This window comes from Pantoea sp. sgz302252, from assembly GCF_047713085.1.
In the GTDB taxonomy this organism is placed as follows: domain Bacteria; phylum Pseudomonadota; class Gammaproteobacteria; order Enterobacterales; family Enterobacteriaceae; genus Scandinavium.
Window position 1 is genome coordinate 307,199 of record NZ_JBLFJW010000001.1, and the last position, 14,966, is coordinate 322,164.

Sequence of the window (14,966 nt, forward strand, 5' to 3'; positions counted from 1 at the left end):
GTTTCTCCGTTACTGGCCGAGGGTCAGTGTTTTGAGCATCATGCTCTTGACGGTATTGAGGACTTCAACGTTGGCCTGATAGCTGCGGGACGCTGACATAGTGTTGACCATCTCCTCGACCACATCGACGTTAGGCATCTTGACGTAGCCTTTGGCGTCCGCCAGCGGGTTGCCCGGCTGAAAGACCATCTTGAAAGGTGCCTGGCTTTCCTGCACGTCAGCCACTTTTACGCCACCGGTTGCCGCCCCTGTCGGCGCATCCACCTGAAAGACCACTTGTTTGGCGCGATAGGGCTGGCCGTCTGGTCCGGTCACACTGTCGGCGTTGGCGAGGTTACTGGCCGCCACGTTCAGGCGTTTGGACTGGGCCGTCAGCGCGGAGCCCGCCACATCAAAAATATTCAGTAAAGCCATGGCTTAGTTCCCCTGTAGCACGGTCATCATGCTTCTGATTTGCCCGCCCAGTACGGTCAGGCCGGTCTGGTATTGCAGGCTGTTGTCGGCGAATTGCGTGCGCTCCCGATCCATGTCGACGGTGTTACCGTCCATTGAAGGCTGATCGGGGACCCGATACATCAGGTCAACAGAGGGGGCAGACATCGCCTGGGCCGGAATGTGGCGCTCGGAGGTCAGCGTCAACGACACGCTGCTGGTTTGCGCGCGCCCGCGTTCCATCACTTTTTTGAGTTCTGAAGCAAAATCGACATCACGCGCCTGATACCCCGGGGTATCGGCGTTAGCGATGTTAGAGGCCAGTATTTCCTGACGCTGAGCACGCAGGTTTAACGCTTCCTGTTGAAAACGTAGCGCGGCATCGAGTTTATCGAGCATGTCTCCTCCGCTAAGGGCAAAGTTCATTCAGCGTTCAGATTAATCCCAATCTCAAGACGCCATCGCCGGAATAAACACAAAATGCAGCGCTATTTGTTGCGTTGATGTTCTGTCGGTAAAGGTAAAATTCTGTCATTCCCGACAGACTGGAGTTGGCAATGCGAAACCTGAAACGCACGCTCGCGGTGATGCTGGCGCTCTTGAGCCCGGCAGCGATGGCGCAGGATATGACCCCGCAGCTCACTGACTTTTTTACCCAGCGCCTCGCCGGTTTTAGCGACAGCGTGGTCGTGACGGTGCGCAGTGCGGGCAACCTCATGCCGCAGTGCGAGCAACCTGCGCTGAGCGTGATGGGCAATGCCCGTCTGTGGGGGAACCAGACCGTTCTGGCTCAGTGCGGAACGGAGAAACGGTATATTCAGGTGATGGTTGCGGCGACAGGCAACTATGTTGTGGCGGCGCAGCCGATTGTGCGCGGCACCACGCTGACACCGGGAAGCGTGACGCTCAAACGCGGTCGGTTAGATCAGCTGCCGCCGCGCACGATGCTGGATATCAACCAGGCGCAGGATGCGGTCATGTTGCGCGATCTTGCTCCCGGCCAGCCTGTTCAGTTATCGATGCTACGCCAGTCCTGGCGAGTGAAAGCCGGGCAAAAAGTGCAGGTTATCGCCTGCGGTGACGGCTTTAGCGTTAACGGTGAAGGCCAGGCGTTAAACAATGCCGCCGTGGCGCAAAATGCCCGCGTGAGGATGCCTTCAGGCCAGGTGGTGAGCGGTCAGGTTGATACGGATGGGAATATTCTGATTAACCTATAATGTTTTTAAAGATTCCGTGATGCTTGCCGATAAATAATCAACAACCGATGATGGCAGGCAGTCGCGCCACGAAACCTCGATGAGGACAGGACAATGAGCATTGATCGTACATCGCCCCTGAAGCCCGTTAACGCCGTTCAGCCGCGTGAGCCGAATGAAGCCCAGGCGCAGAAAACCCGTCTGGATAAATCGTCCACCGCCAACAGCACCAATGTGACGTTGAGCGAAGCGCAATCCAGCCTGATGCAACCGCGCACCAGCGACATCAATATGGAACGCGTGGAAACGCTGAAAAACGCCATCCGTAACGGCGACCTGAAAATGGATACCGGCAAAATCGCCGACGCCCTGATTGCGGATACCCAGAGCTGGCTGCAGAGTAAATAAAAGCATGAGTCGTCTGTCAGAAATACTGGATCACATGACCGTCATCCTGAACTCGCTCAAAGAAGTGATGGATGCCGAGCAACAACAGCTTTCCGCGGGCAGCGTGAACGGCAGCACTTTGCAGCGTATCACCGAAGAAAAAAGCTCGTTGCTGGCGACCCTGGATTATCTGGAAAAACAGCGTCGGCTCGAACAGGAAGCGATGCGCTGCGCCAATGATGACGTGGCCGAGCGCTGGCAAAACATTACCGAAAAAACCCAGCATTTGCGTGACCTGAACCAGCACAACGGCTGGTTGCTGGAAGGCCAGCTTGAACGAAATCAGCAAGCCATTGAGGTGCTGAAACCCCATCAGGAACCCGGGCTGTATGGCAAAAACGGTCAGACCTCCAGTACGCCTCGCGGCGGGAAGAAGTTCTCCGTTTAACCCACGACTTTACAAGCAGCAGGTCGCCGGGCGCTGGTATTCAGCCCTTGGTCCTGCCGTTTTGCTTTACCCCTTCCCCCCTTGTTTCAGCCAGGTTTTCACGGCTGGGTTGCTCTCTTCTTTTCGGGCGATCATCAGCAAATTGGCAGTCAGTTCCGGCGCATCAAGGCGACGATAGGCCAGCCCTGGAACATGGACTTGCTCTAACGGTTCCGGTACCAATGCCACGCCTAATCCCGCGGCCGCAATCGCCAACACATTCAGGCTGCTGCCTGTGCGCCAGGCAATGTTTAAGCGGCTTCCAAGACTCTGGCTTACGTGCTGTAGAAAAGCGGCTTTCCGATGAATCGCGTGGTTGCAGGCATAGCGACTGGAATTGTGCCGGGTGGCGTTGACATAGGGGACAGAGCTGCCTGATGCCCTCTCCCCCGCCCCTCTCCCACAGGGCGAGGGGTGCAAACACAAAAAAATCCTCTCAAAAGAGGATTTTTGCTGTTTACCCTGCAGTACGACGCGCAAACTCCTTCACGCGGAAACCTAACAGCATCAGCGTGGCGAAGTAAGCCGCAATCCCCGCGACCACGACCGCCATCAAACGCATCAGGCGGAACGGCATCGAGCCCTGTGACCACTCAGGCATGATGTGCATCATGCCAAGCAGCACCGCCGACATCACCAGCACCGCCGCAATCATGCGTGCAAAGAATTTGCCCCATCCGGGCTGTGGGGTGAAAATTTTCTGCTTACGCAACTGCCAGTACAGCAGGCTCGCATTAAGGCAAGCCGCCAGACCAATCGACAACGACAGCCCGGCATGTTTCAGCGGGCCAATAAACGCCAGGTTCATCAACTGGGTCATGATGAGGGTAAGGATGGCGATCTTGACCGGCGTTTTGATGTCCTGACGTGAATAGAAGCCCGGCGCCAGCACCTTCACCACAATCAGCCCCACCAGACCAACGGAATACGCCACCAGCGCGCGTTGCGTCATCGCGGCATCAAAGGCGGTAAATTTCCCGTACTGGAACAGCGAAACCGTCAGCGGTTTTGCCAGAATCCCCAATGCCACCGCACTTGGCAGCGCCAACAGGAAGCACAGGCGCAGACCCCAGTCCATCAGGCGGCAATATTCATCGTGGTTGCCACTGGCGAAACTTTTCGACAGCGACGGCAGCAGAATCGTCCCGAGCGCCACGCCCAATACGCCAGAAGGAAACTCCATCAGGCGGTCGGCGTAGTACATCCACGAGACAGAACCCGACACCAGGAACGAGGCGAAAATAGTGTTGATAATGAGTGAAATCTGGCTGACGGAAACGCCGAGGATCGCCGGGCCCATCTGTTTGACTACGCGAAGTGAACCTGCATCTTTCAGGTTGATGCGTGGCAGCACCAGCATGCCGATTTTTTTCAGGTGCGGCAGTTGATAAAACAGCTGTAGCACGCCGCCCGCAGTCACCGCCCACGCCAGCGCCAGCACAGGAGGATTGAAGTAAGGCGCGGCAAACAGCGCAAAACCAATCATGCTGACATTGAGGAACGTTGGCGCAAACGCAGGGACCGAAAAACGGTTCCAGGTGTTGAGGATAGCCCCCACCAGCGAAGCGAGGGAGATCAGCAAAATATAGGGGAAAGTGATGCGCAGCAGTTGGCTGGTCAGCGCAAATTTTTCGGCGGTATTCGCAAAGCCTGGGGCTGTAAGGGTGATAACCCACGGTGCAGCCAGCATCCCGACAATCGTGACGACAGCCAGCGCCAGCGTTAACAGACCTGAGACGTAAGAAACAAAGACACGCGTCGCATCTTCACCCTGTTTGCTTTTGTATTCCGCAAGAATCGGCACGAACGCCTGAGAGAATGCGCCTTCCGCAAAAATACGGCGCAGCAGGTTTGGCAGTTTGAAGGCAACGAAAAAGGCGTCGGTTGCCATTCCTGCCCCAAAAACCCTCGCCACAATGGCATCGCGCGCAAACCCGAGCACGCGGGAAAACATGGTCATCGAGCTGACGGCCGCCAGCGATTTTAACAGGTTCATTAACGTGTGATTCCACAACCCTGAAACAAAGAGCGTCCGAATGACGGACGCTGGAAAGTGGCGATAGTCTACCTGGATCCCCGGTAATTTCTACTGGCAGATGTTACAGGGGCTTACTCGCTCATGGCCTCCTGCCACAGTTTTTCGACCAGACGCTGGGCGGCAATCGCCTGTTCCCCTGCGGTTTCCGGAACTGTCTGATTTTGCACGCATTCAATGAAATGGCGAGCACAACCTGCAAAGCCACGCTGTTCGAGCGTACTCTGCCAACCTGGCACCGGGCGTTCTATTACGCCAGCGCCCCGCTCTTCACGCCAGTCACGCATGTCGGTGATATCAATCAGCGCGCCATCGGTCACAGCCTGCACCCCTTCACGCTGGCTGCCAGCCCGACGGTGCATGCTGGTGGTAATTTGCATCTGCGGCAGGCTGAAATGGTGCTCGGCATAGAGCATTTCCCCCTGCTCAGTCGTCTGCAATGTTCCACCACTTAACTGGGGTTTACCGCCCGCCAGCCATAACGCCGTATCAACAACGTGAAGATAGTCATCAAGCAGCGTGAAACGGAGATCGTGTGGCCCGACGCTATCGGTACGGTGTTTATCCATTCGCAATGAAGCACCACCAGAGAGATGCGTTTTCAGCTCGCGATAAAGCGGGGCGAAACGGCGATTAAAGCCGACCATCAAGGTGAGCTTTTTCTTTTCGGCCAGCTCAAGCAGGCGAATGGCATCGCTGAGTTTATCCGCCAGGGGCTTATCCACGCAGACGTGAACACCGGCATTCAGCAGTTCACTCACTACATCGTAGTGCGTCGCGGTGGCGCTATGCACAAACACCGCGTCGCACTGAGAAGCCAGATGCTGCAGGGAATCAGCCAGCGGCACGCGATAGGTCTCACAGATGCGTAGCGCTTTTTCGCGCCCGGGAGACCAGGCGGCTTGCAGCGTCCAGTCATTGGCAGCGCTCAGCACCGGCAGCCACGCTTTTTGCGCGATGCCCCCGAGCCCTACAACGCCGATTCGAAGTTTTGCGGTCACGTTCAGTCTCCTAAATGAGCCAGCAGAGAATCAAGGCGCTGTTTGAGGTCGGCGACTTCCGCTTCAAGGGCTTCAACGCGCCCAGCCAAATCGTTGGAGGCGGGTGAAGCGCTTTCTGGCGCGGTGGCTGAAAGGTCCACTTCACCGCTAAACAGATGCATATAGCGCTGTTCACGCTTGCCCGGCTCGCGCGGCAGACGCACCACAAACGGGCCATCTTCACGCGCGGCCAGATGCTCAAGCGCATTTTCGACTTCGGTAGTATCACCAAATTCATGCATACGCTGTGCTCTGCTGCGCAGTTCGCCTGGCGTTTGTGGGCCACGCAGCAGCAGCGTAGTGATCAGCGCGACTTCTCCCGCCGTCAGTTTCAAATCGCCAAATTCGGAATTGCAAAAACGCTGTTCGTATTTAGTGACGCGATTGCCAAACCCACTGACGGTACGCAGATAATGGCGCTTCACCAGTTGATCAAGCTGGTCCTGCACTTCGCTCTCAGAGAGCGACATCACCGGTTCACGGTTGGTTTTCTGGTTGCAGGCCAACGTCACGGCATTGACCGATAAAGGATACTGTTCCGGCGTCGTCACCTGCTTTTCCAGCAGACAGCCAATCACTCGCGCTTCATGCGCCGTTAACTGATATTTCATGGTTTCTCCTTAGCGACCTGCCGTCCACTCGCGGGTGGTCAGCGCCGTCAGAACATGGTCACGCCACTGCCCGTCAATCAGCAGATAATCTTTGGCATACCCTTCTTTTTCAAAGCCAAGCTTCGCCAGCAGTGCGCCACTGCGCTGATTGTGCGGCATGTAGTTGGCCATAATGCGATGAATGTGTTGGGTGCGCTGCATGTAACGAATCGCCGAGGTCAGCGCTTCATACATCAGCCCTTGCCCCTGCCACTTCTGGCCGACGGAGTAGCCCAGATAACACGCATGGAATGAGCCCCGAACAACGTTCGAGAAATTAGCGACTCCGATAATCTCTTTCTCTTCCGGGTCGAGCAGGGCGAAGTAGAACGCAGAGCCCTGTTTGTGAAATTCGCTGATCATCGATAAACGCGCCTGCCAGCCTGAAGGGTAGCAATGGCTGTCGTCACGAACGGGTTCCCAGGGTTTTAAGAACGCTTTATTTTCGGCGTAATAGTCAGCCAGTCGCCAGGCATCACGGTCATGAACCAGACGCACCACCAGCCGGTCTGTTGTTAAGCGCACTTTCGGCACGTTACTGCGGTAGCCAAACATCTTACCCCACTCCTCAACATCGCAATTGTCTTCACTATACCTGCCCGCTGGCACCTTGTGAAAACAGCAACCTACGATTTTCTGCGTCACTTCTGCTTTTCGATAAATTAACTCTATCAAAAATGTCTTTTGATAAAAAAATATTGTCGCGACTCGCTGCAAGAAACCTCCGATTGTCACGCTAGAATGGTAGCCTCACCGTTCTGTTTCCCTGGAGGGGAAATGCCGTCCCGCATCTCGCAGGCGCGAAGCCTGGGTAAATATTTCCTGCTAGTCGACAACATGCTGGTTGTGCTCGGCTTTTTTGTCGTGTTTCCGCTGATCTCCATTCGTTTTGTCGATCAGATGGGCTGGGCCGCACTGATGGTTGGCATCGCGCTAGGATTACGCCAGTTCGTGCAGCAAGGTCTGGGGATTTTTGGCGGCGCGATAGCCGACCGCTTCGGCGCCAAACCGATGATTGTCACCGGCATGCTGATGCGTGCTGCGGGTTTTGCCACCATGGCGATTGCGCATGAGCCGTGGATGCTTTGGCTTTCGTGCATTCTTTCCGGGCTTGGCGGCACACTGTTTGATCCTCCTCGTGCAGCTCTGGTGGTCAAACTGGTGCGCCCGCAGCAGCGTGGGCGTTTCTTCTCTTTGCTGATGATGCAGGACAGCGCTGGCGCGGTGATCGGTGCCCTGCTCGGCAGTTGGCTGCTGCAATATGATTTTAGGCTGGTGTGCAGTGCCGGCGCGGTGCTGTTTATCCTTTGCGCGGCCTTTAACGCCTGGTATCTGCCTGCCTGGAAACTCTCCACGGTGAAAACACCTGTGCGCGAAGGGCTTTCACGAGTGCTGAGCGATAAACGCTTTGTGACCTATGTGCTGACACTCACCGGCTATTACATGTTGGCGGTGCAGGTAATGTTGATGCTGCCGATCATGGTTAACGATATCGCCGGTTCAGCGTCGGCGGTGAAGTGGATGTATGCCATTGAAGCGGTGCTGTCGCTCACTCTGCTCTATCCTATCGCCCGCTGGAGCGAAAAGCGTTTTCGCCTTGAACACCGTTTGATGGCGGGACTGCTCATCATGACGCTGGCGATGTTGCCCATCGGGTTATCAAGCAATCTGCAACAGCTCTTTACCTTGATTTGCGTGTTCTATATCGGCTCAATTATCGCAGAACCGGCCAGAGAAACGCTGAACGCTCAGCTTGCTGACCCGCGGGCGCGTGGCAGCTATATGGGCTTTAGTCGGCTTGGTCTGGCTTTCGGTGGCGCGCTGGGTTACGCCGGTGGCGGTTGGTTGTTTGATGCAGGGAAAGCGATGTCGCAGCCGGAGCTTCCCTGGGCGATGCTGGGTGCCATTGGCTTCATGACTTTGCTGGCGCTGTGGTGGCAGTTTAGCCAGAAAAGAGCGGCGGCCGGGATGGTGCCACGGGTATAATGTCAACCATGGTAACAATTCAGCGCATTCTGCTGGTGTGCATTGTACTGACAGGGCATGCTGCTTTGTGTCAGGATGAGACAAAGGCAATATATTGAGGACCTCCATGAAGAAGATGTTGTTTGTGGCTGTGATGATGGCCAGTGCCGTGCTGTCTGGCTGTAATAAGCTGACGCAGTATACCGTCAGCGAGCAAGAAATTAATCAGGCGCTGCAAAAGCACAATAATTTCTCCAAAGATATTGGCCTGCCTGGCGTGGCGGATGCACATATTGTGTTGAGCAACCTCTCCAGCGCTATCGGGCGCGAAGAACCGAATAAAATCACACTGAACGGTGTGGCGAATCTGGACATGACCTCGCTGTTTGGCAACCAGAAAGCAACCATCGACCTGAAACTGAAAGCGCTGCCGGTCTTCAATAAAGAGAAAGGCGCCATCTTCCTGCAGGAAATGGAAGTGGTCGATGCCAAAGTTCAGCCGGAAAAAATGCAGTCAGTGGTGCAGACCATGATGCCGTACCTGAATCAGTCTCTGCGTAGCTACTTCAATAAACAGCCAGCGTATGTGTTGCGTGACGACGCCAGCGAAGGTGAAGCAATGGCGAAGAAATTAGCCAAAGGCATTGAAGTGAAGCCAGGCGAAATCGTGATTCCGTTTACCGATTGATTGCGGATTCATTCATCAAGGGCGCATCAGCGCCCTTTTTTTCGCGCTGACCTTTTTCAAACAAAAGAGTGCAAAGGAAAACGTTTCCGCTTATCCTTAGTGCCCGGCAAAAATAGCCCTTATTAACCAGCCGGAGCCCACCATGACAGCCCAATCCAATCGCCTGAAAATCCGCCGCCCCGACGACTGGCATATCCATCTGCGTGATGGCGATATGCTCAAAACCGTCGTGCCTTATACCAGTGAAGTGTATGGCCGTGCGATTGTGATGCCTAACCTGGTGCCACCTGTCACCACCGTTGAAGCCGCCATCAGCTATCGTCAGCGCATTCTGGATGCTGTGCCAGCTGGGCATGATTTTACGCCGCTGATGACCTGCTACCTGACCGATACACTCGACCCGAATGAACTCGAGCGCGGGTTCAAAGAAGGCGTCTTCACCGCCGCGAAGCTTTATCCAGCGAATGCCACCACCAACTCCAGCCATGGCGTAACCAGCATTGATGCCATCATGCCGGTGCTTGAACGCATGGAAAAGCTCGGCATGCCCCTGCTGGTGCACGGGGAAGTCACTCACGCTGACATCGATATTTTTGACCGCGAAGCGCGTTTTATTGAATCCGTGATGGAGCCGATGCGTCAGCGCTTACCGGGCCTCAAAGTCGTGTTCGAGCACATCACCACCAAAGATGCCGCGGAATATGTGCGTGACGGCAACGAACTGATTGCAGCCACCATTACACCTCAGCACTTGATGTTCAACCGCAACCACATGCTGGTTGGCGGCGTGCGCCCTCACCTGTATTGCTTGCCGATCCTCAAGCGCAACATCCACCAGCAGGCGCTGCGTGAGCTGGTTGCCAGCGGCTTTGCGCGTGCTTTCCTCGGCACCGATTCCGCTCCACACGCACGCCATCGTAAAGAAGCCAGCTGCGGCTGTGCGGGTTGCTTCAACGCCCCAACCGCTCTTGCCAGCTACGCGACGGTGTTTGAAGAGATGAATGCGTTGCAGCATTTCGAAGCGTTCTGCTCGCTCAATGGCCCCCAGTTCTACGGCCTGCCAGTGAATGAAAGCTTTATCGAACTGGAGCGTAAAGAGAGTCAGGTTGTCGAAAGTATCGCCCTTACCGACGACACGCTGATCCCGTTCCTGGCGGGTGAAACCGTTAACTGGAGCGTAGTCCGCTAAAAAAGTGTCAGTCCCCTGTTGTAAGTTGTCAAAACTAACTGTATAAATATCCAGTATATTCAACAGGGGGCAAACTATGCGTATTGAAGTGACCATTGCCAAAACAACCGTCTTACCGGCTGGCGCTATTGATGCGCTGACCAGCGAGCTTTCCCGCCGTATTCTGAGCCAGTTTCCCGACCGTGACGGTCAGGTCAGCGTGCGCTATGCCGCCGCCAACAACCTTTCTGTTATCGGCGCGCCGAAAGAAGACAAAGACCGCATCAGCGAAATTCTCCAGGAAACCTGGGAAAGCGCTGATGACTGGTTTATGCCCTAAATAATTCGAGTTGCAGGTAGGCGGCAAGGGAGCTCATCCCCAGGAGCTTACTTGAGTAAGTGACTGGGGTGAGTGAGTGCAGCCAACACCCCTGCAACTTGAAGTATGACGGGCAAATCACTGATTAAAAAATGCTCCATCATTGTGTTAACGTTTGCCGGGTCGCCCCGGCTTTTTTTATTTTTCCATTGTTCCTTTTTTAACCTTTTTCTTATTGCATCGTTAATCTTTTAAAAAATAACGAACTAACTGCCGTTTTATTGTTCAAAAAAACGAATGGTGTAGAAAAAGATCTTGCTGTTCGGTTAAAAATTCGAATATTTTCATAGTTGTTGATATAATTAGTTTGCTTCAGAAAACATGCATTGAACCTCGAACCGTTGTCTTTAAACACGCTAATAAGGGGTTATGATGGAAAAGAATAATGAAGTCATCCAGACCCACCCACTCGTTGGATGGGACATCAGCACCGTAGACAGCTACGATGCGTTGATGTTGCGCCTGCACTACCAGAACCCCACAGAGCCAAGTCACAACGAAGCAGAAATCGGCCAGACGTTATGGTTAACGACCGATGTCGCCCGCCAGTTTATTTCCATTTTAGAAGCGGGTATCGCGAAAATAGAGTCGGGCGAATTCCAGGAAAACGAGTATCGCAGGCATTAGTGCATAATGCTGAAAATTCACGCAACAGGCACCCTATGGGTGCCTTAATTATTTGTGCCCTTGTCACGCTGAATCAGATTAATTACTCTGCTAATAAAGAAAAGAGCTGAGAGAAACGTATGAATTACGACTTAATTATTATCGGCAGCGGATCTGTCGGTGCCGCCGCCGGTTACTATGCTGCTCGCGCAGGGTTGTCCGTCCTGATGACGGATGCTCATCTTCCCCCTCACGCTGACGGCAGTCATCATGGGGATACGCGCCTGATTCGTCACGCTTACGGTGAAGGTGAAAAATATGTGCCGATGGTGCTGCGTGCACAGGAGCTTTGGGATGAGCTTGCAGCCCTCAGCGGTGAACCTATTTTTGAGCAAACTGGCGTGATCAATCTTGGCCCAGCCCATTCACCGTTTCTCAGCAATGTAGCGCAGAGCGCTCAGCAATTTGGTCTGAATGTCGAAAAACTGGACGCTCAGGCCGTCATGAAACGCTGGCCTGAGATTCGTGTTCCGGACGATTACATCGCGCTGTTCGAGCCCGCTTCCGGTGTGCTGAAAAGTGAACTCGCCGTGAAGGCATGGATTGAGTTAGCCCGTGAAGCCGGTTGTGCGCAGTTGTTTAATTGCCCGGTCACCGCTATCGAGCATCACGCTGATGGCGTTACTGTGAAAACGGCCGAAGGTGAATACCAGGGCAAACGCCTGTTGGTGAGCGCGGGGACCTGGGTCACGAAACTTTTGCCAGAGTTGCCTGTTCAGCCTGTGCGTAAAGTGTTTGCCTGGTTCCAGGCCGACGGTCGCTACAGCCGTAAAAATAACTTCCCAGCATTCACCGGCGAGCTGCCAAACGGCGATCAGTATTATGGTTTCCCGGCTGAAGACAACGAGTTGAAGATTGGCAAACACAACGGTGGGCAGGTGATTAGCTCGCCAGAAGAACGCAAACCGTTTGGCGCGGTGGCAACGGACGGCTCAGAAGCCTTTAACTTCTTGCGAAATGTTTTGCCTGGTATTGGTGGCTGCCTGCACGGCGCGGCCTGTACGTACGACAACTCCCCGGATGAAGATTTCATTATCGACACGCTGCCAGGACAGGCGAATACCCTGCTGATTAGCGGCCTGAGCGGTCATGGATTTAAATTCGCTTCAGTACTGGGTGAAATCGCTGCTGATTTTGCGCAGGGGAAACCTGCTGCGTTTGATCTCTCGCCCTTCCGTCTGTCTCGTTTCACCGCCTGACAAATGCAAAAAGCCCGGTACACACCGGGCTTGAGACTGATGACAAACCTCTAACGAATCCCGTTTTGTCATGGTGGCAGAACAATAAATAAGGAAAATCAATTTATTGATTTTCGGCTGATAACCACAAAGAAGGAAAAACCACGCTTTTTCCTTCTTTGTCAGAAAGTTAAAGCCCGGTACACACCGGGCTTTCATCACGGGACTTTCATGCGACGCATTTATGATTATCTGCTGAACAACATTCGCGAACACTTTGTGGTCTGGCTGGTGCTCTGGCTGCTGTTAGCCGCCATTGACCTCATCTACCTTTACTTCTTCTGAGGCTGGTTTCGGGTCGGGAATACCTAAACGTGTATTGAGGTGGCCACGAGATTTATTGAAAATCTTATTGCCGTTTTCACGCCCCGCCCGACGGCGACGCTGCTCTTCTTCCGGCAACTGGCTCTCTTCCTGACACAGCTCGCTGCAGCACCCCTGGAATTTTTCAGCACAAGTCGGACACTGAATAAACAGCAGATGGCAACCGTCATTCAGGCAATTGGTGTGCGTGTCGCAGAGCGCACCACACTGATGACAATGGGCAATCACCTCTTCTGAAATACGCTCGCCCATCCGCTCATCGAAGACAAAGTTTTTGCCAATAAAACGCACGGGCAGACCCTGCTCACGAGCACGGCGTGCATATTCGATAATCCCGCCTTCGATGTGCCAGACCTTGTTAAAGCCTTTGTGCTTCATGAATGCACTGGCTTTCTCACAGCGAATGCCACCGGTACAGTACATCACGATTTTTTTATCGCGGTACTCTTCCATCATTTCGACCGCTTTCGGCAACTGGTCGCGGAAGGTGTCTGCCGGGATTTCCAGCGCGTTTTCGAAATGCCCCACTTCATATTCGTAGTGGTTACGCATGTCGATAAAGACGGCATCGGGATCGTCCAGCATGGCGTTTACTTCTGCCGCTTTCAGGTATTCGCCTACGTCACTGGCATCAAACGTCGGGTCATCGATGCCGTCCGCCACAATGCGATCGCGCACTTTCATGCGCAACACCCAGAACGATTTACCATCGTCATCTAAGGCAATATTGAGACGCAGATTATTGAGCGCCGGATCAAAGCCGTACAGCAGCTCACGAAAAGCTTCTACTTTGCTGTCCGGTACGCTGATTTGAGCGTTAACGCCTTCGTGGGCAAGATAGACACGACCGAATACGCTGAGCTTAGAAAACGCCTGATACAGTGCGTCGCGGGTGGCTTTAGGGTCGGTAATAGTGAAATATTTATAGAATGAGATCGTCGTGCGCGGCTCGGTTTCGGCCATCAGCTGCGCCTTCAGTTGCTCATTCGAGATGCGGTTGTGTAACACTGGCATGGTGTTGGTTCCTGCAATCATCTATGAGAAATTCGCGGGGCGCATCATATAGCATGTGCTGCGAATTTACATCCCCACATTTTGCGCTACATTTCTCTCACTTGAAACCGCTACACTGATCTACATTTGCCGTAATAAGCACCGTTCCGTCGGCCCGAATTTGGGCGAAGGATAAAAAAAGTGCGATAATAGAGACAGTTGTCAGATAGAACAGGACAGAGATGACGCATTTACCCAAATTCACCTCCGCATTACTCCATCCACGTTATTGGTTAACCTGGCTTGGCGTTGGCGTATTGTGGCTGGTGGTTCAACTTCCCTACCCTCTCCTTTACCGCCTTGGCACCTCTGTAGGTCGTCTGTCTCTGCGTTTTATGAAGCGGCGGGCCAGCATCGCTTACCGTAATCTGGAACTTTGCTTTCCAGATATGAGCGCAGAAGAACGCCATCAGTGGGTAGTCAAAAACTTCGAGTCCGTCGGCATGGGTCTGATGGAAACGGGGATGGCGTGGTTTTGGTCTGACAAACGCATGGCCAAATGGAGCGATGCGAGCGGCGTCGATCAAATCCGTCTGGTGCAAGAACAACAACGCGGCATTCTGCTGATTGGCATCCACTTTCTGACGCTGGAAATGGGGGCCCGCATGTTCGGCCTGCACGCCTCTCCTGGCATTGGCGTTTATCGTCCCAATGACAACCCGGTGATTGACCTCGTGCAGACGTGGGGCCGCATGCGTTCCAATAAAGACATGCTCGACCGTAAAGATCTGAAAGGCATGATCCGCGCCCTGAAAAACGGCGAAGTGATCTGGTATGCGCCAGATCATGACTACGGCCCACAGGGCAGCGTCTTCGTGCCGCTTTTTGCCGTTGAGCAGGCCGCGACGACTTCCGGCACCTACACGCTTGCTCGTATGTCGAAGGCCTGCATTGTGCCTTTCGTACCGCGTCGCAAACCGGATGGCAAGGGCTATGAGCTGGTGATCCTTGATGCCGAATGTTCTCCCCCGCTTGAGGATGCCGAAAGCACCGCCGCGTGGATGAACAAAGTGGTCGAGAAATGCATTCTGATGGCGCCGGAGCAGTATATGTGGCTGCATCGCCGCTTTAAAACTCGCCCGGAAGGCGTGCCTTCTCGCTACAAATTTTAAGCGCCTTTAGCGCCGGTGTATCACCACGTAGATTCAGAGTATGCAGGGTGATTCATCGGCGTTTGTCGTGCTGCTTGATACGAACGAACCGGTGAATATCGGCCCGACACAATACGAATGAATATCCCATGTGATAGGGGTATCAA

At 54.0% G+C, this 14,966-nt stretch carries 19 protein-coding genes; 11 read left to right on the top strand and 8 right to left on the bottom strand.

All coding sequences use genetic code 11. The features are described 5' to 3' along the window. Positions 1-9 precede the first annotated feature (9 nt). Together flgC and flgB are read right to left on the bottom strand one after the other, a co-directional pair. On the bottom strand, positions 10-414 hold the full coding sequence (gene flgC / locus ACLW56_RS01530) for a flagellar basal body rod protein FlgC (RefSeq protein ID WP_330982052.1): 405 nt from the start codon (positions 412-414) through the stop codon (positions 10-12). Positions 415-417: 3 nt separating this feature from the next. Beyond that, a complete protein-coding gene (gene flgB / locus ACLW56_RS01535) occupies positions 418-831 on the bottom strand; it encodes a flagellar basal body rod protein FlgB (RefSeq protein ID WP_330982053.1) in 414 nt (137 codons plus the stop codon). A gap of 158 nt (positions 832-989) precedes the next feature. Here flgB and flgA point away from each other — a divergent pair, with 158 nt between their 5' ends. The 3 genes from flgA (at position 990) to flgN (ending at position 2,463) form a co-directional block, all read left to right on the top strand. Beyond that, positions 990-1,649 (top strand): flagellar basal body P-ring formation chaperone FlgA, encoded by a 660-nt coding sequence (gene flgA, locus ACLW56_RS01540; protein WP_330982054.1) that lies wholly within the window; start codon positions 990-992, stop codon positions 1,647-1,649. A gap of 93 nt (positions 1,650-1,742) precedes the next feature. Continuing rightward, on the top strand, positions 1,743-2,036 hold the full coding sequence (flgM, locus tag ACLW56_RS01545) for a flagellar biosynthesis anti-sigma factor FlgM (protein ID WP_330982055.1): 294 nt from the start codon (positions 1,743-1,745) through the stop codon (positions 2,034-2,036). Between the two features lie 4 nt (positions 2,037-2,040). Continuing rightward, positions 2,041-2,463: a flagella biosynthesis chaperone FlgN gene (gene flgN, locus ACLW56_RS01550; RefSeq protein ID WP_330982056.1), complete on the top strand. Its 423-nt coding sequence runs from the start codon at positions 2,041-2,043 to the stop codon at positions 2,461-2,463. 66 nt (positions 2,464-2,529) lie between these two features. Here the strand turns inward: flgN and ACLW56_RS01555 are convergent, their stop codons facing one another. From ACLW56_RS01555 to rimJ, 5 genes are all read right to left on the bottom strand, one after another. Beyond that, the gene (locus ACLW56_RS01555; RefSeq protein ID WP_330982057.1) at positions 2,530-2,982 is read right to left on the bottom strand and encodes a LysR substrate-binding domain-containing protein; all 453 of its coding nucleotides are present in this window, start codon (positions 2,980-2,982) and stop codon (positions 2,530-2,532) included. Next, positions 2,960-4,498: a murein biosynthesis integral membrane protein MurJ gene (gene murJ / locus ACLW56_RS01560; protein ID WP_330982058.1), complete on the bottom strand. Its 1,539-nt coding sequence runs from the start codon at positions 4,496-4,498 to the stop codon at positions 2,960-2,962. Before murJ ends, ACLW56_RS01555 begins: the two co-directional genes overlap by 23 nt. 113 nt (positions 4,499-4,611) lie before the next feature. Continuing rightward, positions 4,612-5,538: a Gfo/Idh/MocA family oxidoreductase gene (locus ACLW56_RS01565; protein ID WP_330982059.1), complete on the bottom strand. Its 927-nt coding sequence runs from the start codon at positions 5,536-5,538 to the stop codon at positions 4,612-4,614. 2 nt (positions 5,539-5,540) lie between these two features. Then, complete coding sequence (locus ACLW56_RS01570) at positions 5,541-6,188, bottom strand: YceH family protein (RefSeq protein ID WP_330982060.1); 648 nt, start codon at positions 6,186-6,188, stop codon at positions 5,541-5,543. Positions 6,189-6,197: 9 nt separating this feature from the next. Continuing rightward, entirely contained in the window at positions 6,198-6,782 is a 585-nt protein-coding gene (gene rimJ / locus ACLW56_RS01575) for a ribosomal protein S5-alanine N-acetyltransferase (RefSeq protein WP_330982061.1), read from the bottom strand. A gap of 222 nt (positions 6,783-7,004) precedes the next feature. Here rimJ and mdtH point away from each other — a divergent pair, with 222 nt between their 5' ends. The 7 genes from mdtH (at position 7,005) to ACLW56_RS01610 (ending at position 12,616) form a co-directional block, all read left to right on the top strand. Beyond that, positions 7,005-8,213, top strand: coding sequence for a multidrug efflux MFS transporter MdtH (gene mdtH / locus ACLW56_RS01580; protein WP_330982062.1), 1,209 nt, complete (start codon positions 7,005-7,007; stop codon positions 8,211-8,213). 106 nt (positions 8,214-8,319) lie between these two features. Beyond that, positions 8,320-8,880, top strand: coding sequence for a lipoprotein (locus tag ACLW56_RS01585; protein ID WP_330982063.1), 561 nt, complete (start codon positions 8,320-8,322; stop codon positions 8,878-8,880). 142 nt (positions 8,881-9,022) lie between these two features. Beyond that, positions 9,023-10,069 carry a dihydroorotase gene (gene pyrC / locus ACLW56_RS01590; RefSeq protein ID WP_330982064.1) on the top strand — a complete coding sequence of 349 codons (1,047 nt, stop codon included), beginning with the start codon at positions 9,023-9,025 and terminating at the stop codon, positions 10,067-10,069. Between the two features lie 76 nt (positions 10,070-10,145). After that, positions 10,146-10,388 carry a DNA damage-inducible protein I gene (dinI, locus tag ACLW56_RS01595; RefSeq protein ID WP_330982065.1) on the top strand — a complete coding sequence of 81 codons (243 nt, stop codon included), beginning with the start codon at positions 10,146-10,148 and terminating at the stop codon, positions 10,386-10,388. Positions 10,389-10,799: 411 nt separating this feature from the next. Further along, complete coding sequence (gene bssS / locus ACLW56_RS01600; RefSeq protein WP_330982066.1) at positions 10,800-11,054, top strand: biofilm formation regulator BssS; 255 nt, start codon at positions 10,800-10,802, stop codon at positions 11,052-11,054. Between the two features lie 119 nt (positions 11,055-11,173). After that, positions 11,174-12,292, top strand: coding sequence for an N-methyl-L-tryptophan oxidase (gene solA, locus ACLW56_RS01605; protein WP_330982067.1), 1,119 nt, complete (start codon positions 11,174-11,176; stop codon positions 12,290-12,292). A 210-nt stretch (positions 12,293-12,502) separates the two neighbouring features. Then, entirely contained in the window at positions 12,503-12,616 is a 114-nt protein-coding gene (locus ACLW56_RS01610) for a DUF2770 family protein (RefSeq protein WP_330982068.1), read from the top strand. On the opposite strand, the gene ACLW56_RS01615 is transcribed toward ACLW56_RS01610, so the two are convergent. Next, positions 12,578-13,669: a rhodanese-related sulfurtransferase gene (locus tag ACLW56_RS01615; protein WP_330982069.1), complete on the bottom strand. Its 1,092-nt coding sequence runs from the start codon at positions 13,667-13,669 to the stop codon at positions 12,578-12,580. The genes ACLW56_RS01610 and ACLW56_RS01615 overlap by 39 nt on opposite strands. Positions 13,670-13,890: 221 nt before the next feature. On the opposite strand from ACLW56_RS01615, the gene ACLW56_RS01620 reads away from it, so the two are divergent. Next, positions 13,891-14,820, top strand: a complete 930-nt coding sequence (locus ACLW56_RS01620) for a Kdo(2)-lipid IV(A) acyltransferase (RefSeq protein WP_330982070.1) — start codon at positions 13,891-13,893, stop codon at positions 14,818-14,820. Positions 14,821-14,966: the final 146 nt, after the last annotated feature.